We start from the raw sequence: 22,927 nt of genomic DNA, 5'->3' as shown, positions 1-22,927 counted from the left end.
CCATGGTCTGTTGGCTAATTGGCTGGGCAAGCAAAAAATTGTGTACAATTTTTTTTGAGAATGTCTTAATTATGCGAATTCAAGCCGCACGTTGCCCCGCTTCGGGTCACTGGCGTGCGTACTTGCCCCTGGCAAACAAGAGGCGACAAGCAGATGGGACGTTTGACCACTCACGTACTGGACGCAGCCCATGGCTGCCCAGGCAGCGCAATCAAGGTGGAGTTGTACCGTGTCGAAGGCAGCCAGTTGACGTTGGTCACCTCGGCGCTCACCAACAGCGATGGCCGCGTCGACGCGCCATTGTTGCAAGGCGATGACTACCGTTCGGGTGTTTACCAGCTGCAGTTCAATGCCGGTGACTACTACCGTGGGCGTGGCGTGGCGCTGCCTGAGCAGCCGTTTCTGGATGTGGTGGTATTGCGCTTTGGCATCGATGCGCAGCAGGAGCACTACCATGTGCCGCTGCTGATATCGCCGTACAGTTATTCGACCTACCGTGGAAGCTAGTTGGTCGCTAGAAGAATCTTCGTAGGTCCTTTCGCCCGCTCTCACACTGGCGGGCTTTTTTTCGCCTAAGCCTAGGTGGTTTCGGTACGAATGCTCTGTTGCATATATGCCAGCGACTTGCCGGTCCTGAACAATGCGTGGTCTTCTGCGCCTGCGGCCAACGCACCTAGCAGGTTGAAACTCGTGCCGACCAGGCGCGGTGCTCCCCGTTCCTTCATCCATTCCTGACTGGCCAGTAAATGCGCAGATGTGTTGGAAATGCTAGCGCGTCTAGTGCGATCGGCGATGTCTACATAGACTTGCGCGTGCTCGATGCTCAGGGAATTATCACCGTGGCTGGCCAGGTTGCTGTTGACCACGCCAAGCTTGTGGATGAAAGGCGTACTGGTTGAGAGTTTCCTCGTGTATTCATGGATCACGGCCCGTCCCCCATTAAAACTAGGTATGGACTGCGGGTTTGGCGATAGCGACTTTCGGGTAAGACCCAAGCTTTCGGCCGCGAGCTCATGATTTGACCTCCACCACTTCTTGATTGCGCTGAACGTCACGGGCGCTCGACCCGACGGGTCGGCCATGTTCACCGGATCGTTCTGGCAGTAGGCGTATGGATTGAGCCCACCCTGAGCAAATGGACTCCAGTGGTCAGGGCTCTGCAACCTCATCAGTGTCGGGTCGTAGAGCCGGTGGCCTTTGCCTAGAGGGTACAGGCGGGAAATCGGATCACTGAACTCGCCGTTGAAGCCCAATGAGCTCTTGCTCCATAGGCTATGACCATATGGGGTATAGGTGGATAAGGCAGAGGTAGGTATGTGCATCGGCAGGCCTCCGTAAAGGCTTTCACTTGTAACAAGCACCGATTCGGTTTGCACCTGGCAAAAATCCTAGTTTGATCGATTTGCACGCCAATCGCGCCGGTAATGACAAATGGGCGCCGAAGCGCCCTTGGCTGTTGCGAAAGTTTCAGAGGAAGATGAACTTGGCAATAAAGATCGCACACAGCACCCACAGGCTGGCAGAGATCTCCTTGTGTTTACCCGTACCGGCTTTAAGCGCCACGTAGCTGATGAAACCCAGCGCAATGCCATCGGCTACCGAGAACGTCAGTGGCATCATGATCACGGTGACGATTGCCGGAATGCTGTCGGTCGCCTCGTCCCAGTTGATGTGCGCCATGCTGCCCATCATCAGCATCGCGACGTAGATCAAGGCGCCAGCGGTTGCATAGGCGGGGATCATGCCAGCCAGCGGTGCAAAGAACATGGCAGCAATGAATAGGACGCCCACCACCACAGCCGTCAGGCCGGAGCGCCCCCCGGCGGCCACCCCCGCGGCACTTTCCACATAGCTGGTGACCGGCGGCACGCCGACTACGGCGCCGAACACGCTCGAAGCACTGTCGGCCTTGAGGGCTCTGGACAGGTTCTCGATACGGCCGTCGGGGGCCACCAGGTTCGCCCGCTGTGCCACGCCCATCAGCGTCCCGGCGGTGTCGAACATGTGCACGAACAGAAAGGCCAGGACCACGCTAATCATGCTCACGTTGAACACGCCCGCCACGTCCATGGCCATCCAGGTCGGCGCCAGGCTGGGCGGCATCGACACCACGCCGCCGAACTTCACCAGTCCCAGACCCCAGCCCGCCAGCGTTACGCCGATGATGCTGATCAGGATCGCCCCGAATACCCGCTTGTAGCTGAGGATGGCGATCATCAAAAAGCACATCGCCGCCAGCAGCGGGCCTGGCTCATGCAGCGAACCGAGTTTGATCAGGGTGGCGGGGCTGTCGACGATGATACCTGCGGTCTTCAGGCCGATCAGGCCGAGGAACAGGCCCACCCCGGCGCCCATGGCATGGCGCAGGCTGACGGGGATGCTGTTGAGCAGCCACTCGCGCACCTTGGACAGCGTCAGGAACATGAACAGCACGCCGGAGATGAAGACCGCGCCCAGTGCCGTTTCCCAGTTGTAGCCCATGGTGCCGACCACGGTGTAGGTAAAGAACGCATTGAGGCCCATGCCGGGTGCCAGGCCCACTGGCCAGTTGGCATACAGCCCCATGAGCAGGCAGCCGAGGGCGGCGGCGATGCAAGTCGCCACGAAGGCTGCGCCATGATCAATGCCGGCATCGGCCATGATGTTGGGGTTGACGAAAATGATGTAGGCCATGGTGATGAAGGTGGTCACCCCGGCGATCAGCTCGGTTTTAACGGTACTGCCGTGTTGCCTGAGTTTGAAAATGCGCTCCAGCCAACCCGTGGCGGGCGGTGAAGCGATGTCCAGCGTAGGGACTTCGGTTTTGCGGCTTTCCACAGCGAGTACTCCTCAAGTCTTTCTTGTTGTTATGGAGCCCGTGGTCCTGAGCAATGCACTTGGCGGCTCCGCGAGGGCGGCAACTGGCCAGCAGCATGCAGTGCCGTGGCGCATTGTTGACCGTAAGGTCAGGAAGTTGCCTGAGCGATTATGCTTTTGTGTACAAAGAAAGCAAATACTGTTTTATGTTTTGTATGCTAGGTGAGGTGAACAATCGCTATATGCGTTAAAGCACGCCTGCAGAAACGGCTCAGCCTGTGTACAATGACGCCATACTTTCCTTCGTGCCTCGAGAGCCCATGAACGAACAGCTGCAACCCCTGAAAAAACCCGCGCGTGCTGGCAAGGCCGGTCGCAGTGGTACCCAGGACGACATTGTCTATGCGCACATCTTCGAGGCCATCCTGGAGCAACGTCTGGCGCCGGGCACCAAGCTCAGCGAAGAGGCGCTGGGCGAGATTTTCGGCGTCAGCCGCACCATCATCCGCCGGGCCCTGTCACGGTTGGCCCACGAGAGCGTGGTGCTGCTGCGGCCCAATCGGGGCGCCGTGGTCGCCAGCCCAACCGTGGAGGAGGCGCGCCAGGTGTTCTTCTCGCGGCGCATGGTCGAGCGTGCCATCACCGAGCTTGCCGTGGAGCACGCCACCGCCGAGCAGCTGGCCGAGCTTCGGCAGATGGTCCGCGAAGAGCGCGACAGTTTTTCCCGAGGGGATCGCGGCGCCGGCATCCGGCTGTCCGGCGAGTTTCACCTCAAGCTTGCCGAAGCGGCGGGGAATGCGCCGCTGGTGAGCTTCCAGCGCAGCCTGGTATCGCAGACCTCGCTGATCATCGCCCAGTACGAGAGCGGCAATCGTTCCCACTGCTCGTACGACGAGCATCTGCAGCTGATCGATGCCATCGAGGCGCGTGACGCCGCCCAGGCAGTCAGCCTGATGATGCATCACATGGACCACATCGACAGCAAGCTGAACCTGGACGAGGAGAGCGCCTCGGACGATCTGCATGCGGTGTTCTCCCATCTGCTGAAAAAGCCCAAGCTCACGGTCAAGAACTGACCGTTCGCCTGGGCTCGCATCAGCGCGACCCTTACCTTTCGCGCTGATGCACGCAACGCCCGGCCGCATAGGTTTCACGAACCGTGCGGTCGTCGCCTAGGGTGGTCAGCACGAACAACGTCTCCTCGATGCTTCTGGACTGCTGCAGGCGATAGTCCAGCAGCGGCGTTGCCTTGTAGTCCAGCACCACAAAGTCCGCGTCATTGCCCGGGCGCAGGCTGCCGATCCGGTCATCCAGGCGCAGCGCGCGCGCACCGCCCAGGGTCGCCAGGTAGAGCGACTTGAAAGGGTGCAGGCGTGCGCCTTGCAGCTGCATCACCTTGTATGCCTCATTGAGCGTGTTGAGCAGCGAGAAGCTGGTACCGGCGCCTACGTCGGTGCCCAGGCCGACATTGACCTTGAAGCGCTCCGCCTGAGGCAGATTGAACAGCCCGCTGCCCAGGAACAGGTTGGAGGTGGGGCAGAACGCGACCGCCGAGCCCGTCTCGGCCAGGCGCTGGCATTCTTCGTCGCACAGGTGCACGCCATGGGCGAAGACCGAGCGCTCGCCCAGCAGTTCGAAATGGTCGTACACATCCAGGTAGCCCTTCTGTTCCGGGAACAGCGACTTGACCCAGTCGATTTCCTGAAGGTTCTCCGACAGGTGCGTGTGCAGGTAAACGCCTGGGTGTTCCTTGAGCAGTTGGCCCGCCCGTGCCAGCTGCTCAGGCGTGCTGGTCGGTGCGAAACGCGGGGTGACGGCATAGTGCAGGCGGCCTTTGCCATGCCAGCGCTCGATCAGCGCTTTGCTTTGGGCGTAACCGGACTCGGCGGTGTCGGTCAGGTAATCGGGGGCGTTGCGGTCCATCATCACCTTGCCAGCGATCAGACGCAGGTCCAGGCGCTCGGCTGCTTCGAACAAGGCGTTGACCGATTCGGAGTGCACACTGCCGAACACCAGGGCGGTGGTGGTGCCGTTACGCAGCAGCTCCTTGAGGAAGATCTGCGCCACCTGGTCGGCATGGTCCTTGTCGGCAAATTGCTTCTCGCAAGGGAAGGTGTAGGTGTTCAACCAGTCCAGCAACTGCTCCCCGTAGGAGCCGATCATGCCGGTCTGGGGGAAGTGGATGTGGGTGTCGATGAACCCTGGGGTGATCAATGCGTCCTGGTAGTGCTCTACCGGTATGTCGGCGTCCAGGGTCGGCAACAAGTCGCTGGCATGGCCCACGGCCTGGATGCGTCCGTCGTCGATCACAAGCACGCCGTCTTCGAAATACTCATGGGAAGCGTCCAGGCCTACCTCGGCCGGGTCGGCGATGCTGTGCAGGATGGCGGCTCGGTAGGCTTTGCGGGTAACGGTCATATCTCACTCGTCAAATGGCTTGGCTGCGCCGTGAAGGCGGCAGCAACTGGGCAATGGGGCCGGCGTTGGCGGCAGCGTCGTGCTGGCCGAAGCGGGCGTTGTAGGTGGCGATGATTTCGCCGGCGATGGACACGGCGATTTCGATGGGCAGCTTGCCCTTGACCTCGGTCAGGCCCATCGGGCACCGCATGCGCGCCACCAGGGCGGGGTCGAACCCGCGCTCGCGCAGGCGATGCTCGAACTTGACTCGCTTGGTCTTCGAGCCGATCAGGCCGAACCAGGTGAAATCGTTGCGCTTGAGGATGGCAGCGGTCAGCTCCAGGTCGAGCTGATGGTTATGGGTCATGACGATGCAGTAGCTGCCCGGCGGCAGGTCTGCCACTTCATCGACCGGTTCCTCGCTGACCACGCGCGTCACGCCGGCGGGAATCTGGGCAGGGAATTCCTGCTCGCGCGAATCGATCCAGCGCACCCGGCAGGGCAGCGCGGCGAGCAAGGGTACCAGAGCCCGGCCGACATGGCCCGCGCCGAACACGGCGATCTGCGCCTGCACGGCGGCCATGGGTTCGAACAACAACACCGTCATACCCCCGCAGCACTGGCCGAGGCTGGCGCCAAGACTGAAGCGTTCCAGGTGCGGGGTACCGCGGTGCTCGCCGAGCATCTGCCGGGCGATGTGCAGCGCCTTGTATTCCAGATGGCCGCCGCCGATGGTGTCGTATGATCCGCAGGCGCTGACCACCATTTTCGAACCGGCATTGCGCGGGGTGGAGCCGCGTTCTTCGATGATGGTCACCAGTACGCAGGCCTCGCCGCGGGCTTGGTGTTCGGCCAGGGCGTTGATCCATTGGTGCATGATGCAAGATCCTCATCTATGGGTGCCTGTTCGGGCCTTCTCGCCGACTTGCCGGCAATGGGCCCGAACAGGCAACGCACCTTCAATTGTTCACTGCGTCCAGTTCCTGCACCGCAGGTTGCAGGGTGGCCGCCTTGCGCATCTGCTCACAGCCCCACAACACCCGCTCCGGCGTGGCAGGGGCATCTATGTTCGGTTGCACGCGGTAGTCGGCAAGGCTGGCCACCGCATCCTTGATCGCGCACCAGGCGGCGATCCCGAGCATGAACGGCGGCTCGCCCACGGCCTTGGAATGGAACACCGTGTCCTCCGGGTTCTTGCGGTTCTCCACCAGCTTGACCCGCATGTCCAGCGGCATGTCGGCCACCGCTGGAATCTTGTAGCTGGCCGGGCCGTTGGTCACGAGTTTGCCCTTGGCGTTCCACACCAGCTCCTCGGTGGTGAGCCAGCCCATGCCTTGAATGAATCCTCCCTCGACCTGTCCGATGTCGATGGCCGGGTTCAGCGAGTCGCCCACATCGTGCAGGATGTCGGCGCGCAACATCTTGTATTCGCCGGTCAGGGTGTCGACGATCACTTCCACGCAGGCCGCGCCAAAGGCGTAGTAGTAGAAGGGGCGCCCCCGTGCCTGGCTGCGGTCATAGAAGATCTTTGGCGTGCGGTAGAACCCGGTGCTCGATAGCGACACCTGACCGAAATAAGCCTGCTGCACCAACTGCTCGAAGCTGACGATCTGGTCGCGCACACGCACGTGGCCATTACGGAACTCTACGTCCTCCTCGGTGACCTGGTAGTGCCTGGCAGCGAATTCGGTCAAACGTTTCTTGAGAATCTCGGCAGCATGCTGTGCGGCCTTGCCGTTCAAGTCAGCCCCACTGGAAGCAGCGGTAGGGGAGGTGTTGGGTACCTTGTCGGTGTTGGTGGCGGTGATCTGGATCCGGTCGATATCGACCTGGAAGACCTGGGCCACCACCTGCGCCACCTTGGTGTTCAGGCCCTGGCCCATTTCAGTGCCGCCGTGGTTCAGGTGGATGCTGCCATCGGTGTAGATATGGATCAGCGCCCCTGCCTGGTTGAGGAAGGTGGCGGTGAACGAGATGCCGAACTTGACCGGGGTCAGCGCCAGGCCTTTTTTCAGGATCGGGCTGCCGGCATTGAAGCGGCCGATGGCCGCCCGCCGTTCGGCGTAGTCACTGCTGGCTTCAAGCTCGGCGGTCATCTCCTCGAGCATGTTGTGCTCGATGGTCTGGTAATAATGGGTGACGTTGCGCTCTTCCTTGCCATAGTAGTTGGCCTTGCGCACGGCCAGCGGGTCGCGGCCAAGGTGCCTGGCGATGTGGTCCATCACCTGCTCGATGGCGACCATGCCTTGCGGCCCGCCAAAGCCCCGGTAGGCCGTGTTCGACGCGGTGTTGGTCTTGCAGCGGTGCCCGTGGACGGTGGCATCGCCCAGGTAGTAGGCGTTGTCGGAATGGAACATGGCGCGGTCGACGATCGAGCCGGACAGGTCCGGGGAGTAGCCACAGTTGCCGGCCAGGTCCAGGTTGATGCCGTGCAGGCGACCCTGGTCGTCGAAGCCCACGTCGTACTCGACGTAGAAGGGGTGTCGCTTGCCGGTCATGGTCATGTCCTCGACTCGTGGCAAGCGCATCTTCGTCGGTTGCCCGGTCAGGCGGGCGATGACGGCGCACAGGCAAGCCGGGCTCGCGGCCTGGGTTTCCTTGCCGCCAAATCCGCCGCCCATGCGGCGCATGTCCAGCACCACCTTGTTCATGGGCACATCGAGCACTTCGGCCACCAGTTTCTGCACCTCAGTGGGGTTCTGGGTCGAGCAGTAGACGATCATGCCGCCGTCTTCGGTGGGCATCACCGAGGAAATCTGGGTCTCCAGGTAGAAGTGTTCCTGGCCGCCGATGTGCAGGGTGCCTTGCAGGCGATGCGGGGCGCTGGCCAGGGCTGCAGCGCTGTCGCCGCGCTGATGGGTGTGGCTGTCGAGCACGAAGTGCCGCTTGCGCAGCGCCTCGACCACATCGAGCACCGGTTCGAGGTCTTCGTATTCGATGACGGCGGCCATGGCGGCGCGGCGTGCGGTGTCCAGGTCACGTGCGGCCACGGCCAGGACCGGCTGACCGAAGAACTCGACCTTGTCGATGGCCAGCAAGGGATCGCCTGCCACCACCGGGCCGATGTCCTTGAGCCCGGGAATGTCCTGATGGGTGATCGCGATGCGCACCCCTTCGAAGGCGTAGCAGGGCGTGGTGTCGATGCGCAGGATGCGCGCATGGGCACGGTCTGCGGTACGTGCGTAGACGTGCAGCTGGTTGGGGAATTCCAGTCGGTCGTCGATGTACAACGCTTCGCCGGACACGTGCTTGTCGGCGCTATCGTGCTTGACGCTGCGCCCGACCCCGGTGGTCAGGTCCTGGCGGAACAGGTCGGCCATTTCGGCCTGGCTTTTGGGCACATGATGGTTAGACATAAGCGGTCACCCGGGTTTCGATGTGCGGCGTTTGCAGTTCGATAAAGTACTTGCGCAGCAGGTTCTGCGCGGTCAGCAGGCGGTATTGCTGGCTGGCGCGGAAGTCGCTGAGCGGGGTGAAGTCTTCGGCCAGGGCCTGGCAGGCGCGCTCCACGCTGGCCTTGTTCCAGGGTTGGCCCAGCAACGCCGCCTCGCAGGCACGGGCGCGCTTGGGGATGGCCGCCATGCCGCCGAAGGCGATGCGTGCGCCGCTGACCACCCCGTGCTCGATGCTCAGGTTGAACGCTGCGCACACCGCCGAAATGTCATCGTCCAGGCGCTTGGAAACCTTGTAGGCGCGGAACGTCCAGTCGTGCCGGGCGAGGGGTACCAGGATCTTCTCGATGAACTCGCTGTCCTGCCGGGCGGTGATGCGGTAGTCGATGAAATAGGCTTCCAGCGGCATCGTGCGCTGGCGCTCGCCCTGGCGCAGGACCACCTGGGCGTCCAGCGCGATCAACAAGGGCGGTGAGTCGCCGATGGGCGAAGCGTTGCCGATGTTGCCGCCCAGGGTGCCCTGGTTGCGGATCTGCAGCGAAGCGAAGCGATGCAGCAGCGCGCCGAAGTCCGGGTATTGGGCGTTCAACGCCTGGTAGCAGTCAGTGAGCGGGGTAGCGGCACCGATTTCAAGATGGGTGGCGGTCTGCTCGATCCGCTTGAGCTCGGCTACATGCCCCACGTAGATCATCACTGGCAGGGTCTTGTGCATTTGCGTGACTTCCAGCGCCAGGTCGGTACCGCCTGCCAGCAACCGGGCTTCGGGGTGCGAACTGTACAGCTCGGCCAGGTCGGCGACGGTCAGCGGGACCAGGCAACGTTTGTCGCCACTGTTCAGCTCGCCGGTCTGCGACGGTGCAATGGCCTTGAGGCGGGCGATGGTCTGCGCTTGCTGGGCATCGAACTGGTCAGGGCAGGGCTGCCGGCAGCTCTGCTGGGCGGCGTCGAGGATGGGCCGGTAACCCGTGCAGCGGCACAGGTTGCCGGCCAGTGCTTCCTGGGCCTGATGCACGTCGGCACCTTGACTGTTCTTTTGCAGGGCGAACAACGACATCACAAAGCCTGGCGTACAGAAACCGCATTGCGATCCATGGCAGTCCGCCATGGCTTGTTGCACGCTGTGCAGCTGGCCTTGGTGCTTGAGGCCTTCGACGCTGATCAGTTGCTTGCCGTGCAGGCTGGACACGAACGTCAGGCATGAGTTGAGGCTGCGATAGCGCAAGGCATCGTTGCCGGCGTCGTCCTGGGTCAGTTCACCGATCACCACGGTGCAGGCGCCGCAGTCACCGCTGGCGCAGCCCTCTTTGGTGCCGGGTTTGCCCAACTGCTCGCGCAGGTATTGCAGCACGGTCATGTTCGGGTCCAGGGCGTGCTCGCTGCGCAGCTCCTGGTTGACGAGAAACTGGATCACGGGGATGGCCTCGCAATGGTTTTATTGTTGTTGGGCCGACTCTAAGCAACACCTGTCGCGCGGGTCAATGTTTTTCTGACTCAAAGGTCAGGAAATCGTCCGGCGGCCGGCCCACCCTGGTTGATGATGCTTACACCAAGCATAGATCGCGCCGGCCCGGCAGCTGTCCGGGTGGTCAAATAAACCCCGATAGCCCGCTGCGCTTCCCGGGGGCAAGTAGGCTACAATCCGCCCCCTTGTGTCCCGTTCAGTGATTTGAAGGAAAACCATGACGTTCAAGGCCCCGGACAGCCTCGCCGAGCAGATTGCCGATTACCTGGCCGAGCGCATCATCCGCGGCGAACTGGCGCCTGCAGAGCGTATCCAGGAACAGAAGGTGACCCAGGCGCTCAACGTCAGCCGGGGTTCGGTGCGCGAAGCGCTGCTGATCCTTGAACGTCGCCACCTGGTGGCGATATTGCCGCGCCGGGGCGCCCACGTCACCGAGCTGGATGAGCGCAGCGTGCGCAGCCTATGCACGCTCATGAGCGAGTTTTACATCCTGCTGGGCAACGCGGTTGCACAACGCTGGCGCAATGAAGACGAACTGCGCCCGTTTCTGGACATTCAGCAGCGTCTTCAGGTGGCGCATGCCGCACGTGACATTGAGGCGTTCGTGGCCGAGAGCTTCGAGGTGATGCGTGCTGCCTACCCCTTCGCCGACAACCCGTTCCTGCAGGAAACCGTCGAGAACCTGCAGCCAGCCATGAGCCGCGCCTATTACCTGTCCCTGGACCAGCGCCAGGCGAACATGGTCGATTACCTGGGCCTGTTCGGTCACTTGCTCGAGGCGGTGGTGCTGCGCGACTTGCCGCGCATTCGTGAAGTACTTACCGCCTATGGCCAGCGCAGTTGCGAACTGGTACTGGCGGCGCTGGCCCGGCCCTGACCGATGCGCCTCAAATGCATCCGCCTGGCGGGGTTCAAGTCCTTCGTCGACCCCACCACCGTCAACTTCCCAAGCAACATGGCGGCGGTCGTAGGCCCCAATGGCTGTGGCAAGTCCAACATCATCGACGCCGTACGCTGGGTGATGGGCGAAAGTTCGGCAAAGAACCTGCGCGGCGAGTCGATGACCGACGTCATCTTCAACGGCTCCAGCGGCCGCAAGCCGGTCAGCCAGGCCAGCATCGAACTGGTGTTCGACAACAGCGAGACTACCCTTGTGGGCGAGTATGCCGCCTACGCCGAGATCTCGATTCGGCGCAAGGTCACCCGCGACAGCCAGAACAGCTATTACCTCAACGGCACCAAGTGCAGGCGTCGGGACATCACCGATATCTTCCTGGGCACAGGCCTTGGGCCTCGCAGCTACTCGATCATCGAACAGGGCATGATCTCCAAGCTGATCGAAGCCAAGCCCGAGGAACTGCGCAATTTCATCGAGGAAGCGGCGGGTATCTCCAAGTACAAGGAGCGTCGCCGCGAAACTGAAAACCGCATCCGCCGAACCCAGGAGAACCTGGCGCGCCTGACCGACCTGCGCGAGGAGCTGGAACGCCAGCTTGAGCGCCTGCACCGCCAGGCCCAGGCGGCCGAGAAATACCGTGAATACAAGGCGCAGGAACGCCAGCTCAAGGCGCGCCTGGCGGCGTTGCGCTGGCGCGAGCTGGACGAACGGGTTCGTCAGCGTCAGTCGGTGATCGGTAACCAGGATGTGTCCTTCGAGGCGCTGGTGGCCGAGCAGCGCAATGCCGATGCCAGCATCGAGCGGCTGCGTGACGGTCATCATGAGCTGTCCGAGCGCTTCAACCAGGTGCAGGCCCGGTTCTACTCGGTGGCCGGCGACATCGCCCGGGTCGAGCAAAGCATCCAGCACGGCCAGCAACGTTTGCGCCAGTTGCAGGACGATTTCAAGGAAGCCGAACGCACGCGCCAGGAAACCGAATCGCACCTGGGGCATGACCGTACGCTGCTGGCAACTTTGGCAGAAGAACTGGCCATGCTCGAGCCCGAGCAGGCGCTGACCCTGGCGGCTGCCGAAGAAAGCGCTGCCGTGCTGGAAGAGGCCGAATCAGGCATGCACGGTTGGCAGGAGCAGTGGGACACCTTCAACAGTCGCTCGGCTGAACCGCGTCGCCAGGCCGAAGTGCAGCAGGCGCGCTTGCAGCAGTTGGAAAGCGGCTTGGAGCGCCTGGCCGAGCGTCAGCGCAAACTCACCGACGAACAGGTGCAGTTGGGCGAAGACCCGCAAGACGCGGCGATGCTGGAGCAGGTTGAGCAGTTGGCCAGCAGCGAGTTGTCGCTCGAAGCACTGCAACTGGAGGAAGAGGAGGTTATCGAGCGCCTGGAAACGGTGCGCCAGGCGCTGCAGGAGGCCGGGCTGGCTCAGCAACAGGCCCAGGGTGATGTGCAACGCCTGGGCGGGCGCCTGGCATCGCTGGAAGCCCTGCAGCAGGCAGCCCTGGACCCAGGTGCTGGTGTGGGCCAATGGTTGCAGGGGCAGGGGTTGGCAGACTGCCCTCGCCTGGCACAAGCGTTGCGCGTTGAGCCCGGGTGGGAGCTTGCGGTGGAAACCGTGTTGGGCGCCGACTTGCAAGCCGTGCTGGTGGACGACTTCGCACCGTTGGATCTGGCGGGCTTGCAGCAGGGCGATGTGAGCCTGCTGCTCGCGGCTTGCGCCAGCCAGGCGGTGCCTTCCGGCAGCCTGCTGGACAAGGTACAGGGCCCCGTCGACCTGGCGCCATGGCTGGGCCAGGTCAGGCCCGTGGAAGACCTGGCCGAGGCCTTGGCCTTGCGTGCTGCGTTGGGCGAAGGGCAGAGCCTGGTCAGCCGCGATGGCTACTGGGTCGCCCGCCACAGCCTTCGTGTGCGCCGCGGTGGCAGCGGTGAAGGCGGGGTGCTGGCGCGCGGTCAGGAGATCGAGCGGCTCGAGCACAGTCAGCGTGAGCAGCACATCGCCCTGCAGCAGCTTGACCAGCAGCTGCACACCCTGCGTGAACAGCAGCAGCACCTGGAAGCGCAGCGCGAGCAGGTACGCCGTCGCGCCCAGGAAGAAAGCCGCCTGCAAGCCGAACTCAAGGCCAGCTTGTCAGCCAACCGTGCCCGTGCCGAACAGGTCGCGCTGCGCCGCCGCCGTTTGGACGAAGAGCTGGCTGAGCTCGACGAGCAGCGCGCCCTCGAGCATGAGCAACTGGGCGAAGCCCGTTTGCTGTTGCAGGATGCCCTCGAACTCATGGCCCAGGACACCGATCGGCGCGAAGTGCTGCTGGCCCAGCGCGACCGGCTGCGTGAGGGCCTGGACCGCATTCGTCAGGAAGCCAGGCAGCACAAGGACCATGCCCACCAGCTGGCCGTGCGCCTGGGGTCGCTGCGCGCCCAGCATGACTCCACGCGTCAGGCCCTGGAACGCCTGGAACTGCAAGCGGCCCGTCTGAGCGAGCGACAGGAGCAGCTGAGTCTGAACCTGGAGGAAGGGGAGGCGCCGTTGGAGGAGCTGCGGCTCAAGCTCGAAGAGTTGCTGGAACGGCGCATGGGTGTCGACGAAGAAATGCGCCAGGCACGCCTGCAAATGGACGAGGCCGACCGCGAACTGCGCGATGCCGAAAAGCGCCGCACCCAGGCCGAGCAGCAGGCTCAGTTGCTGCGTGGTCAACTCGAACAACTGCGCCTGGAGTGTCAGGGCCTGGAAGTGCGGCGTACTACATTGCAGGAGCAGTTGCTCGCCGACGGTTACGACTTGCAGGGCGTTCTCGCCACGGTCGAGCCCGACGCTACCGAGGCCGGCACCGAGCAGGCCTTGGAGCAACTCGATGCCCGTATCCACCGGCTGGGCGCGATCAACCTGGCCGCCATCGAGGAGTACGAACAGCAGTCCGAGCGCAAGCGCTACCTCGATGCCCAGGATGCTGACCTGGTCGAAGCGCTGGACACGCTTGAAAATGTCATTCGCAAGATCGACAAGGAAACCCGCCACCGCTTCAAAGATACCTTTGATCAGATAAATGCCGGATTGCAGGCACTTTTCCCAAAAGTTTTCGGTGGCGGCAGCGCTTATCTGGAACTGACGGGCGAAGATCTACTCGATACAGGGGTGACGATCATGGCGCGACCACCGGGCAAGAAGAACAGCACCATTCATCTGCTGTCCGGTGGCGAAAAAGCACTGACCGCCTTGGCGTTGGTGTTTGCCATCTTCAAGTTGAACCCCGCACCGTTCTGCATGCTCGATGAAGTCGACGCACCGCTGGACGATGCCAACGTCGGGCGGTATGCCCGGCTGGTAAAGGAAATGAGTGAGAGCGTGCAGTTCATTTACATCACGCACAACAAGATCGCCATGGAAATGGCCGACCAGCTGATGGGGGTCACCATGCACGAGCCGGGCTGTTCGCGCCTGGTGGCCGTGGATGTGGAGGCGGCCATGGCGATGGTCGATGCGTGAAACCTGTGGTCGAACGGCACAATCTTCATTGAAATGCCCCTGTCATGTGAGACAGACGGTGTAAAGTTGTCTTTGGTCGTGCTAGCTTTATGTCACTCGTTTTCTGCGTGGGTAAAACGCCTGTCAGAACATAGGCTTGGCGCCACGTGTTAAAGGCCTTTGAAGCCTTTGTTTTCAGCATATTTATTAGAGGCACGGGATTACATGGAAATCGGTCTGCGCGAGTGGCTGATCCTTATCGGCATCATTGTCATTGCCGGCATTCTTTTCGATGGCTGGCGCCGTATGCGCGGCGGCAAGGGTAAGTTGAAATTCCGTCTGGACCGCAGTTATGCCAATGCGGCGGACGATGAAGGCGGTGGTGCCGAAGTGCTCGGCCCACCCCGCGTGCTCGACACCCACAGGGAGCCTGAGCTGGACGAAAGTGATCTTCCGTCGCTCAGTGCCTCGGACCGGGACCGTGAGCGCGAACCCAAACCTACCAAGGTCAGCAAGTGGCCAAAACGCCCGGCGGCTGCAGAAGCGCCGCGCGTTGACGCAGGCTTCAGCGCGCCCTCCCGTGAAGCGGATATCGTGATCGACGACGAGGACGACTTCGCGGCGGACAGGGGGCGTAGCTCATCCCCTGCAGCGGCCAACAACAGCGTCAAGGAGCTGCCGCCGGCTGAGGAAGTGCTGGTGATCAGCGTTATTTCCCGTGACGAGGGTGGGTTCAAGGGCCCGGCGTTGCTGCAGAACATTCTGGAAAGTGGCCTGCGGTTCGGCGAGATGGACATCTTCCACCGTCACGAGAGCATGGCCGGTCACGGCGAAGTGCTGTTCTCCATGGCCAATGCCGTCAAGCCTGGCATCTTCGACCTGGATGACATCGACCATTTCAGCACGCGTGCGGTGAGCTTCTTCCTCGGCCTGCCCGGCCCGCGCCATCCGAAGCAGGCCTTCGACGTCATGGTGGCGGCAGCGCGCAAGCTGGCCCATGAGCTCAACGGTGAACTCAAGGATGACCAGCGCAGCGTTTTAACGGCGCAGACCATCGAACACTACCGCCAGCGCATCGTGGAATTCGAGCGCCGTGCCCTGACCCAGAAGCGCTGATAAATCCAGACGAAGAGCAGCCTCGGGGCGTGCTGGTCGGTTCAGGCCTCTTGCTCATCGACTCGGCTTTCGGCAAGCGAGCCCGCTTCACGGTTTCACCGCAGCCTTTGAAGGCTGTGGCGAACCTGTGGAGCGGGCTCGCTGCCTAAGGCACAAGGCGATGACGAGACCTGGCTCTCCAGAGGCTGCCAGGCTGCTCTTTCGTTTTGCAAGAGAAGCTCAAAATGACCGCTGAAACCCGCATTCACGAACTGCGTGCCGAACTCGACCAGCACAACTACCGCTACTATGTGCTGGACGAACCCAGCGTGCCCGACGCCGAGTACGACCGGCTGTTCAACGAACTCAAGGCGCTGGAGGCCGAGCATCCCCACCTGGTCACGCCCGACTCGCCCACCCAGCGGGTAGGTGGGGCGGCCCTTGCCGCATTCAGCCAGGTTCGTCATGAGGTTCCCATGCTCAGCTTGGGTAATGCCTTCGAAGAGGCTGACCTGCGTGAGTTCGGTCGCCGTGTGACGGAAGGGCTGGACCAGCCAGGCGCGGTGGATTTCAGCTGCGAGCCCAAGCTCGATGGCCTGGCGGTCAGCCTGCTCTACCGTGACGGTCACCTGGTGCAGGGTGCCACGCGAGGCGACGGCACCACGGGTGAAGACATCAGCGCCAACGTGCGTACCGTGCGCAACATTCCCTTGAAGCTGCACGGGCAAGGCTGGCCTGCGGTGCTGGAAGTGCGGGGCGAGGTGTTCATGAGCAAGGCCGGCTTCGACCGGCTCAATGCGTCCCAGGCCGACCTCGGCGGCAAGACCTTCGCCAACCCGCGCAATGCCGCGGCAGGCAGCCTGCGTCAGCTGGACTCCAAGATCACTGCCAGTCGCCCGCTGGAATTCTGCTGCTACGGCGTCGGACAGGTGTCCGCACCTGTGGCCGACAGCCATATCGCCACGCTGGAGCAGCTCAAGACATGGGGGTTGCCGATCAGTCGCGAGCTCAAGCAAGCGGCCGGTATCGAGCAATGCCTGGACTATTACCGCGACATCGGCGAGCGGCGTAACAGCCTGCCTTACGAGATCGATGGCGTGGTGTTCAAGGTCAACAGCCTGGCCGCACAGCGGGAGCTGGGTTTCCGTGCCCGGGAGCCGCGCTGGGCCATCGCCCATAAATTCCCGGCGATGGAGGAGCTCACCGAGGTGCTGGACGTGGAGTTCCAGGTGGGGCGTACGGGCGCGGTCACCCCAGTCGCCCGCCTGAAGCCGGTCAAGGTCGCCGGTGTGACGGTGTCCAATGCCACCTTGCACAACATGGACGAGATCGCCCGCCTGGGCTTGCGCATTGGCGATACGGTCATCATCCGCCGCGCAGGCGACGTGATCCCGCAGGTGATGCAGGTGGTGCTGGAACGTCGCCCGGAAGGGGCCCGTGAAGTGCGGGTGCCCAGCCAGTGCCCGGTGTGCGGCTCGCATGTGGAGCGCACCCAGCTGGTCAAGCGCAGCAAGGGCAGGGAAGTGACCAGCGAGGGGGCCGTGTACCGCTGTGTCGGTCGCCTGGCCTGTGGGGCGCAGCTCAAGCAGGCGATCATCCACTACGTGTCGCGCCGGGCCATGGACATCGACGGGCTGGGTGAGAAAAGCGTGGAGCAGTTGGTGGACGAGGGCCTGATTGCCTCACCCGCCGACCTTTACACGCTCACGTTCGACCAAATCGTCGGCCTCGAAGGTTTTGCCGAAGTGTCCAGCCGCAAGCTGCTCGATGCCATCGCCGCCAGCAAGCAGCCGACCCTTGCCCGCTTCATCTATGCCTTGGGCATTCCCGATGTCGGTGAAGAAACCGCCAAGGTGCTGGCCCGCTCACTGGGCAGCCTGTCGCGCGTGCAACAGGCATTGCCGCAGGTGCTCACCTATCTGCCGGACATTGGCCTGGAAGTGGCCCATGAGATCCACAACTTCTTTGAAGACGAACACAACCAGAAGGTCATCCGCCAGTTGCTGGACAGCGGCATGCAGTTGCAGGACGAAGGCGAACTGGCCGCGGAGTTCGCCGCCAGTACCACCCTGGCTGACATGCTCGCCAAGCTCGACATCCCCTCGGTAGGGCCTACCGGCGCGCAAAAGCTGGTGGCGCGCCTGGACAGCCTGGACAAGATCATCGCCGCCGACGGCATTGACCTGCGCCAGGCGCTCAATACGCGCCAGGCAGAGGCTGTACGTGCGTTCTTCAGGGATGAAGCCAACCAGCGTCTGGCCCATGCCATCGAGGCGCAGCTGCTGGCCTTCGGCATGCACTGGCGCAGCGAGAAGAAGGTGGCCGAGGGGCTGCCTCTGGCGGGCCAGACGTGGGTGCTGACCGGCTCCCTGGAACGCATGAGCCGCGACATCGCCAAGGAGAAGCTCGAAGGCCTGGGGGCGAAAGTGGCGGGGTCCGTTTCTGGCAAGACCCACTGCGTGGTGGCAGGGCCGGGTGCCGGGTCGAAGCTGGCCAAGGCCAGCGAGCTGGGCGTGAAGGTGCTCGATGAAGAGACGTTCGTGGCGTTTCTTGCCCAGCAGGGCATCGAGGTCTGATAACCCTGGAGCCGTGTTGGCCCGGTGCGTGATTGTCGGCACTTGGCCATCTTGGCGTGCGGGGGTGGCTGGCGAGGTGTTTGACCGCGTGGCGCGCGCTAGCCAGACAAGCCATTGAGAAATGATGACTTTTTCTGCTGCAGAGGTTGTATCTGGGCTCAGGACCGGTACAATGGCGCCACTCGCTGTTCAGCGAGACATGTAGTGGTGGCCCTGTCGGTCCTCCCGCATTGATTACCCGTTAACCTGGTCAGGCCCGGAAGGGAGCAGCCATAGCGGGAACATCGAGTGCCGGGGTGTGGCTGGCGGGGCCGCCTCCATTTCAGGCCTTGAATTCTAAAAGGCCAAGCGCTTGGTCACTCAGACTGCACACGAAAATCTGTCGGCCTTTGCCACAATGCGCCAAGGCGTTTCGGTTTTTGTTGTAAGCGCAGCCCGTTCACGCCCCTGAGGCAATTGGCTATGGCGCTGCGCACACTACCGCGTTTCTACCCGGCCTTCACAGAGCGGCTCGATACTTTCATGCGTGCTGACCTCGCTGAGGCCACTGCCATCAACCGGCGAAACCTCGGGCAAGCCAGATGATCGTCGGCAGGGCACTCAGCCGCGTGGCGCAAGCCTTTGCTCATGGCCTGCAACGTCTTGATCCGGCTGTCGAGCTCATCGGCCTTCGCCAGCAGCTGCGCCCGGTCGACCTTCATGTCCACCAGCAGGGTGCTGATTTCGTCCAGCGAAAAACCGGCGGACTGGCCCAGCGCTATCAATGCGAGCCTTTGCGCCACGTCAGCCGAAAACTGCCGGCGTTGGCCGGGCTCGCCACGCGCCGTGAGCAGTCCCTTCTTCTGGTAATAACGCAGCGTCGAAGACGGCACGCCCGTGCGTCTCGCCACATCGGCAATGTCCATGTACAAGCCCTTGACTTGAAGTTGACTTCAACTTGCATGCTGACCGGCGAATCCGACAACGTCAAATCAGAGGGAGTGTCATGGGCATCAGCGAACAGTGGATTGCAGCAATAGGCATCGGCGTCGGGGCCACACTGGTCATGGACGGCTGGTCGGCGGTCTCCAGGCGCCTGGGCGTTAGCACGCTCGATTACGCCTTGGTGGGTCGCTGGGCGGGGCATGCACTGCGAGGGCGCTGGCGCCACCAGGCAATCCGTCAGGCCCCGCCCATCAAGCATGAGCGGATCTTGGGCTGGACGCTGCACTACGTCATTGGCGTGGCGTTCGCGATGTTGCTGGTCATCACGGCGGGCACCCCCTGGCTGAGCGCCCCGACCCTGTGGCCGGCATTGGCCGTGGGCGCAGGTACGGTACTGGCGCCCCTGTGCCTGATGCAGCCTGCCATGGGCATGGGCTTTTTTGCTTCACGCACGCCCAGCCCCTGGCGCGCGCGGTTCAAGAGCCTGGTGAATCACCTGGTATTCGGTATCGGGATGTACGTGACGGCCTTGGCGCTGTAGGCGTCAGGTGCCCGTCCCGGCGGGTTGGGGCTCTTCGGTGCTGCCGTAGCGTTGCAGCAAGCGCTCCATCTCCCCGCTCTGCTTGAGGCGCACCAATGCGCGCAGAAGCGCTTGGGCGGGTATGTCAGGGTCGTTGCGTACCAGGCAGCCCAGGTCCTGTTCGTCCAGCACCGCCAGTGGCTGCAGTTGCGCATGGCGCTGGTGATTGAACCACCGCAGTGACAGTTGGTTGCTGACGGCATAGCGGTACCGTCCCGCTTGCAGCTTCTGCAGGGCCAGCTCCTGGCTGCGGCTATCCTCCCGGTAAAGGCGGTGTGCCGCCAGCAGGGGTTCAAGCGTGGTGTAGGTGTAGCCCAGGACGGTGCCGATGGGCTGGGGTGACAACCGTTGCGGCGAAATCGGGCCGCCTTCGCCTATGCGGCCTACCAGCACATCGCGCTGGTGAATCAGCGGCACGCTCCAGATGAAGTCCTTCGGCCGCGCCATCAGCCACTGATCGCTGACATAGCAACGTACATCGATATCACCCTGGTTCATCGCCTCCTCGAGGCGCATTCGAGCCATCACATGATATTCGGCGCGTACACCGGCTTGCTCGGCGGCCGCCTGCATCACATCGAACAACAGGCCCTCGACCGGCTGGCCGTTCTCGATGCGAATCAGCGGCATGCTCCAGCTCTCGGCCACCGAAAAACGCAGTACCGGCTGTTCAGCCAGGCTGTGAGCCGACCAGAAAAGAAGCAAAGTCAGCAGGGTCCGCACCGCAGGTCCTCCATGATCCGCTGTCCATCGTCGCGCCCGGCCAGTCAGGCAGTGCAATTTTGCCCCCGCTCCGCTAGCATTAGCGCTCTTCCGCTCGATCAGGCTACGATGGTTTTTCGATGAGTTATCAGGTTCTTGCACGTAAATGGCGTCCGCGCTCGTTTCGCGAAATGGTCGGCCAGGCCCATGTGCTCAAGGCCTTGATCAACGCGCTGGACAACCAGCGCCTGCACCATGCCTACCTGTTCACCGGCACGCGCGGCGTAGGCAAGACTACCATCGCGCGCATCATCGCCAAATGCCTGAACTGCGAAACCGGCATTACCTCCACGCCCTGCGGTACCTGCTCGGTCTGCCGGGAAATCGATGAAGGACGTTTCGTCGACCTGATCGAGATCGACGCCGCCAGCCGTACCAAGGTCGAGGATACCCGCGAGCTGCTGGACAATGTCCAGTACGCGCCGAGCCGTGGTCGCTTCAAGGTCTACCTGATCGACGAAGTGCACATGCTCTCGACCCATTCCTTCAACGCGTTGCTCAAGACGCTGGAAGAACCACCGCCCTACGTCAAGTTCATCCTCGCCACCACCGACCCGCAGAAACTGCCGGCTACCATTCTTTCGCGCTGCCTTCAGTTCTCCTTGAAGAACATGAGCCCGGAGCGTGTGGTCGAGCACCTGAGCCACGTGCTCGAGGCCGAGAACGTGCCGTTCGAAGCCGATGCGCTGTGGTTGCTCGGCCGTGCGGCCGACGGCTCGATGCGCGATGCCATGAGCCTGACCGACCAGGCCATTGCCTTCGGTGAAGGCAAGGTGCTGGCTGCCGATGTGCGCGCCATGCTCGGCAGCCTGGACCACGGCCAGGTGTACGGGGTGCTGCAGGCATTGCTCGAAGGGGATGCACGCGCACTGCTCGAAGCCGTGCGCAACCTGGCCGAGCAGGGCCCGGACTGGGCCGGGGTGCTGGCCGAAATGCTCAACGTGCTGCACCGCGTGGCCATCGCCCAGGCCTTGCCCGAGGCGGTGGACAACGGCCAGGGTGACCGGGAGCGCGTGCTGGCCCTGGCTGCTGCCTTGCCGGCCGAAGACGTACAGTTCTATTACCAGATGGGCCTGATAGGGCGGCGTGACCTGCCCTTGGCGCCCGACCCGCGTGGTGGCTTCGAAATGGTACTGCTGCGCATGCTGGCGTTCCGCCCGGCCGATGCGGACGGGGCCCCGAGGCCGGTGCTAAAGCCAGTGGGGATCAGCCAGGCCACAGCTGATTCCGTCGAGCCGGTGGCGCCCCCGGCAGCGGTTGCCCAACCGGTAAGCGAACCGGTTGCGTCGGCGCCGTCAGCGCCCGTGATCGAGGTGCCTGCACCAGCAACGGCCGACCATGAACCCGAAGCTGAGCGTGACCGCGAACTCGAGGCGGAAATCTCCGCCATCTCGGTGCCTGAGCCCATTGCGCCGGTTGTCGATCTGCCATGGGAAGAGCCTGCCGCACCGGCCGTGCCGGAGCCCCAGCCGGCCCCAGCACCCGTTGCTGCAAAACCTGCGCCTGCCCAACAGGCGCCAGCCCACGATGACGTACCCCCGTTCGATCCAGGTGCGTACGCGTCGGTGGGCATGGACCGCGACGATGAGCCGCCGCTCGACGAAGACTACTATGCTGGCGAAAGCGATCCGGTGGGCTTCAGCTACCTCGATGAGCTGGCCGAGCACGTCCAGGAACAACCCCAGGCCGCCGCCGAGCCGCTGCCCGCTGCCAAGCCGGCGACCGGGCTAGCCTTGCAGTGGCTGGAATTGTTCCCGCAGTTGCCTGTCTCTGGTATGACAGGCAACATCGCGGCCAACTGCACGTTGATCGCCGCCGACGGTGATGACTGGCTCCTGCACCTGGACCCGGGGCAAGGCGCGTTGTTCAACGCCACCCAGCAAAGGCGCCTGAACGAGGCGCTCAACCAGCACCTGGGGCGTACGTTGAACCTGCGCATCGAGCTGATTCGGCCCGAACAGGAAACGCCAGCCCAGGCCGCGGCCCGCAAGCGCCTTGAACGCCAGCATGAAGCCGAGGCGTCAATCGAGCACGACCCGCTGATCCAGCAGATGATCAAGCTGTTTGGCGCCAAGGTGCGGCACGATACTATTGAGCCTGTAGAGGCCCTGGCCAGTCAGGGCCAGTAACGGATAACCATGCGGCCAGCCTAGCGCCAGGCCGCATCACATGACCCAATCGAGGTATTCCCCATGATGAAAGGTGGCATGGCCGGCCTGATGAAGCAGGCCCAGCAGATGCAGGAAAAGATGCAGAAAATGCAGGAAGAGCTGGCCAACGCAGAAGTCACCGGCCAGTCCGGCGGTGGTCTGGTCAGCGTGGTGATGACCGGCCGCCACGACGTCAAGCGCGTGAGCATCGACCAGAGCCTGATGTCGACCGAAGAAGACGACAAGGAAGTGCTCGAAGACCTGATCGCTGCAGCCCTGAACGATGCCGTGCGCAAGATCGAACAGAGCAGCCAGGAAAAGATGGGCGGCATGACCGCTGGCATGCAACTGCCGCCAGGCTTCAAGATGCCGTTCTGAGCATTTGCGTGCCGACGAACCGTCGCTGGTAACAGCGGCGGTTTTTTTATGGCCGCCGTGCCGA

The 22,927-nt window shown here is 62.9% G+C and carries 17 protein-coding genes, 1 other RNA gene and 1 pseudogene; 10 read left to right on the top strand and 9 right to left on the bottom strand.

The genetic code is table 11. The features are described 5' to 3' along the window. Positions 1-153 precede the first annotated feature (153 nt). On the top strand, positions 154-507 hold the full coding sequence (uraH, locus tag FS777_RS17790; RefSeq protein WP_058604793.1) for a hydroxyisourate hydrolase: 354 nt from the start codon (positions 154-156) through the stop codon (positions 505-507). Between the two features lie 71 nt (positions 508-578). Here the strand turns inward: uraH and FS777_RS21750 are convergent, their stop codons facing one another. From FS777_RS21750 to FS777_RS17780, 3 genes and pseudogenes are all read right to left on the bottom strand, one after another. After that, a complete protein-coding gene (locus FS777_RS21750) occupies positions 579-926 on the bottom strand; it encodes a hypothetical protein (protein WP_196127058.1) in 348 nt (115 codons plus the stop codon). Positions 927-1,076: 150 nt separating this feature from the next. Next, positions 1,077-1,322, bottom strand: a pseudogene (locus tag FS777_RS21745) (RHS repeat-associated core domain-containing protein); the annotation flags it as partial. Positions 1,323-1,467: 145 nt separating this feature from the next. After that, entirely contained in the window at positions 1,468-2,817 is a 1,350-nt protein-coding gene (locus FS777_RS17780) for an NCS2 family permease (protein ID WP_145256733.1), read from the bottom strand. 299 nt (positions 2,818-3,116) lie between these two features. On the opposite strand from FS777_RS17780, the gene FS777_RS17775 reads away from it, so the two are divergent. Further along, positions 3,117-3,872 carry a GntR family transcriptional regulator gene (locus tag FS777_RS17775; protein ID WP_058638551.1) on the top strand — a complete coding sequence of 252 codons (756 nt, stop codon included), beginning with the start codon at positions 3,117-3,119 and terminating at the stop codon, positions 3,870-3,872. A gap of 31 nt (positions 3,873-3,903) precedes the next feature. On the opposite strand, the gene guaD is transcribed toward FS777_RS17775, so the two are convergent. The 4 genes from guaD to xdhA form a co-directional block, all read right to left on the bottom strand. Continuing rightward, a complete protein-coding gene (guaD, locus tag FS777_RS17770; RefSeq protein ID WP_058638552.1) occupies positions 3,904-5,214 on the bottom strand; it encodes a guanine deaminase in 1,311 nt (436 codons plus the stop codon). 10 nt (positions 5,215-5,224) lie between these two features. Continuing rightward, positions 5,225-6,070 carry a xanthine dehydrogenase accessory protein XdhC gene (gene xdhC / locus FS777_RS17765; RefSeq protein ID WP_058638553.1) on the bottom strand — a complete coding sequence of 282 codons (846 nt, stop codon included), beginning with the start codon at positions 6,068-6,070 and terminating at the stop codon, positions 5,225-5,227. A gap of 82 nt (positions 6,071-6,152) precedes the next feature. Further along, positions 6,153-8,549 carry a xanthine dehydrogenase molybdopterin binding subunit gene (gene xdhB, locus FS777_RS17760; RefSeq protein WP_145256729.1) on the bottom strand — a complete coding sequence of 799 codons (2,397 nt, stop codon included), beginning with the start codon at positions 8,547-8,549 and terminating at the stop codon, positions 6,153-6,155. Further along, positions 8,542-9,996 (bottom strand): xanthine dehydrogenase small subunit, encoded by a 1,455-nt coding sequence (gene xdhA, locus FS777_RS17755; RefSeq protein WP_078478858.1) that lies wholly within the window; start codon positions 9,994-9,996, stop codon positions 8,542-8,544. The genes xdhB and xdhA overlap by 8 nt, the downstream gene beginning before the upstream one ends. A gap of 268 nt (positions 9,997-10,264) precedes the next feature. On the opposite strand from xdhA, the gene FS777_RS17750 reads away from it, so the two are divergent. From FS777_RS17750 to ffs, 5 genes are all read left to right on the top strand, one after another. Then, positions 10,265-10,924, top strand: a complete 660-nt coding sequence (locus FS777_RS17750; protein ID WP_058638556.1) for a GntR family transcriptional regulator — start codon at positions 10,265-10,267, stop codon at positions 10,922-10,924. Between the two features lie 3 nt (positions 10,925-10,927). Next, positions 10,928-14,419, top strand: a complete 3,492-nt coding sequence (smc, locus tag FS777_RS17745) for a chromosome segregation protein SMC (RefSeq protein WP_145256726.1) — start codon at positions 10,928-10,930, stop codon at positions 14,417-14,419. 204 nt (positions 14,420-14,623) lie between these two features. Further along, entirely contained in the window at positions 14,624-15,514 is an 891-nt protein-coding gene (gene zipA / locus FS777_RS17740; RefSeq protein WP_145256723.1) for a cell division protein ZipA, read from the top strand. 224 nt (positions 15,515-15,738) lie between these two features. Continuing rightward, complete coding sequence (gene ligA / locus FS777_RS17735) at positions 15,739-18,069, top strand: NAD-dependent DNA ligase LigA (protein WP_145256720.1); 2,331 nt, start codon at positions 15,739-15,741, stop codon at positions 18,067-18,069. Between the two features lie 214 nt (positions 18,070-18,283). Next, positions 18,284-18,380, top strand: an RNA gene (ffs, locus tag FS777_RS17730) — signal recognition particle sRNA small type. Positions 18,381-18,557: 177 nt separating this feature from the next. Here the strand turns inward: ffs and FS777_RS17725 are convergent. Continuing rightward, positions 18,558-18,974, bottom strand: a complete 417-nt coding sequence (locus FS777_RS17725; protein WP_058638560.1) for a helix-turn-helix domain-containing protein — start codon at positions 18,972-18,974, stop codon at positions 18,558-18,560. Positions 18,975-19,054: 80 nt separating this feature from the next. Here FS777_RS17725 and FS777_RS17720 point away from each other — a divergent pair, with 80 nt between their 5' ends. Continuing rightward, the gene (locus FS777_RS17720; RefSeq protein ID WP_058638561.1) at positions 19,055-19,534 is read left to right on the top strand and encodes a DUF2938 domain-containing protein; all 480 of its coding nucleotides are present in this window, start codon (positions 19,055-19,057) and stop codon (positions 19,532-19,534) included. A 3-nt stretch (positions 19,535-19,537) separates the two neighbouring features. Here the strand turns inward: FS777_RS17720 and FS777_RS17715 are convergent, their stop codons facing one another. Continuing rightward, a complete protein-coding gene (locus FS777_RS17715; protein ID WP_078478854.1) occupies positions 19,538-20,296 on the bottom strand; it encodes an ABC transporter substrate-binding protein in 759 nt (252 codons plus the stop codon). A 119-nt stretch (positions 20,297-20,415) separates the two neighbouring features. On the opposite strand from FS777_RS17715, the gene dnaX reads away from it, so the two are divergent. Together dnaX and FS777_RS17705 are read left to right on the top strand one after the other, a co-directional pair. Continuing rightward, positions 20,416-22,464 carry a DNA polymerase III subunit gamma/tau gene (gene dnaX, locus FS777_RS17710; RefSeq protein ID WP_078478853.1) on the top strand — a complete coding sequence of 683 codons (2,049 nt, stop codon included), beginning with the start codon at positions 20,416-20,418 and terminating at the stop codon, positions 22,462-22,464. 63 nt (positions 22,465-22,527) lie between these two features. Then, positions 22,528-22,863: a YbaB/EbfC family nucleoid-associated protein gene (locus FS777_RS17705; protein ID WP_023535908.1), complete on the top strand. Its 336-nt coding sequence runs from the start codon at positions 22,528-22,530 to the stop codon at positions 22,861-22,863. Positions 22,864-22,927 lie beyond the last annotated feature (64 nt).

The organism is Pseudomonas sp. DE0157 (assembly GCF_007678615.1).
Lineage (GTDB): Bacteria > Pseudomonadota > Gammaproteobacteria > Pseudomonadales > Pseudomonadaceae > Aquipseudomonas > Aquipseudomonas parafulva_B.
Note: the sequence above shows the minus strand (reverse complement) of the source record. Positions and strands in the feature narration are given on the sequence as shown.

Excerpts from the sequence above, each read along its gene's own strand:
- dnaX (WP_078478853.1), top strand. The coding sequence starts at position 20,416 with ATGAGTTATCAGGTTCTTGCACGTAAATGGCGTCCGCGCTCGTTTCGC.
- uraH (WP_058604793.1), top strand. The coding sequence starts at position 154 with ATGGGACGTTTGACCACTCACGTACTGGACGCAGCCCATGGCTGCCCA.
- xdhB (WP_145256729.1), bottom strand. The coding sequence starts at position 8,549 with ATGTCTAACCATCATGTGCCCAAAAGCCAGGCCGAAATGGCCGACCTG.
- ligA (WP_145256720.1), top strand. The coding sequence starts at position 15,739 with ATGACCGCTGAAACCCGCATTCACGAACTGCGTGCCGAACTCGACCAG.
- zipA (WP_145256723.1), top strand. The coding sequence starts at position 14,624 with ATGGAAATCGGTCTGCGCGAGTGGCTGATCCTTATCGGCATCATTGTC.
- xdhC (WP_058638553.1), bottom strand. The coding sequence starts at position 6,070 with ATGCACCAATGGATCAACGCCCTGGCCGAACACCAAGCCCGCGGCGAG.
- FS777_RS17705 (WP_023535908.1), top strand. The coding sequence starts at position 22,528 with ATGATGAAAGGTGGCATGGCCGGCCTGATGAAGCAGGCCCAGCAGATG.
- guaD (WP_058638552.1), bottom strand. The coding sequence starts at position 5,214 with ATGACCGTTACCCGCAAAGCCTACCGAGCCGCCATCCTGCACAGCATC.
- FS777_RS17725 (WP_058638560.1), bottom strand. The coding sequence starts at position 18,974 with ATGGACATTGCCGATGTGGCGAGACGCACGGGCGTGCCGTCTTCGACG.
- smc (WP_145256726.1), top strand. The coding sequence starts at position 10,928 with ATGCGCCTCAAATGCATCCGCCTGGCGGGGTTCAAGTCCTTCGTCGAC.
- FS777_RS17750 (WP_058638556.1), top strand. The coding sequence starts at position 10,265 with ATGACGTTCAAGGCCCCGGACAGCCTCGCCGAGCAGATTGCCGATTAC.
- FS777_RS17775 (WP_058638551.1), top strand. The coding sequence starts at position 3,117 with ATGAACGAACAGCTGCAACCCCTGAAAAAACCCGCGCGTGCTGGCAAG.
- FS777_RS17720 (WP_058638561.1), top strand. The coding sequence starts at position 19,055 with ATGGGCATCAGCGAACAGTGGATTGCAGCAATAGGCATCGGCGTCGGG.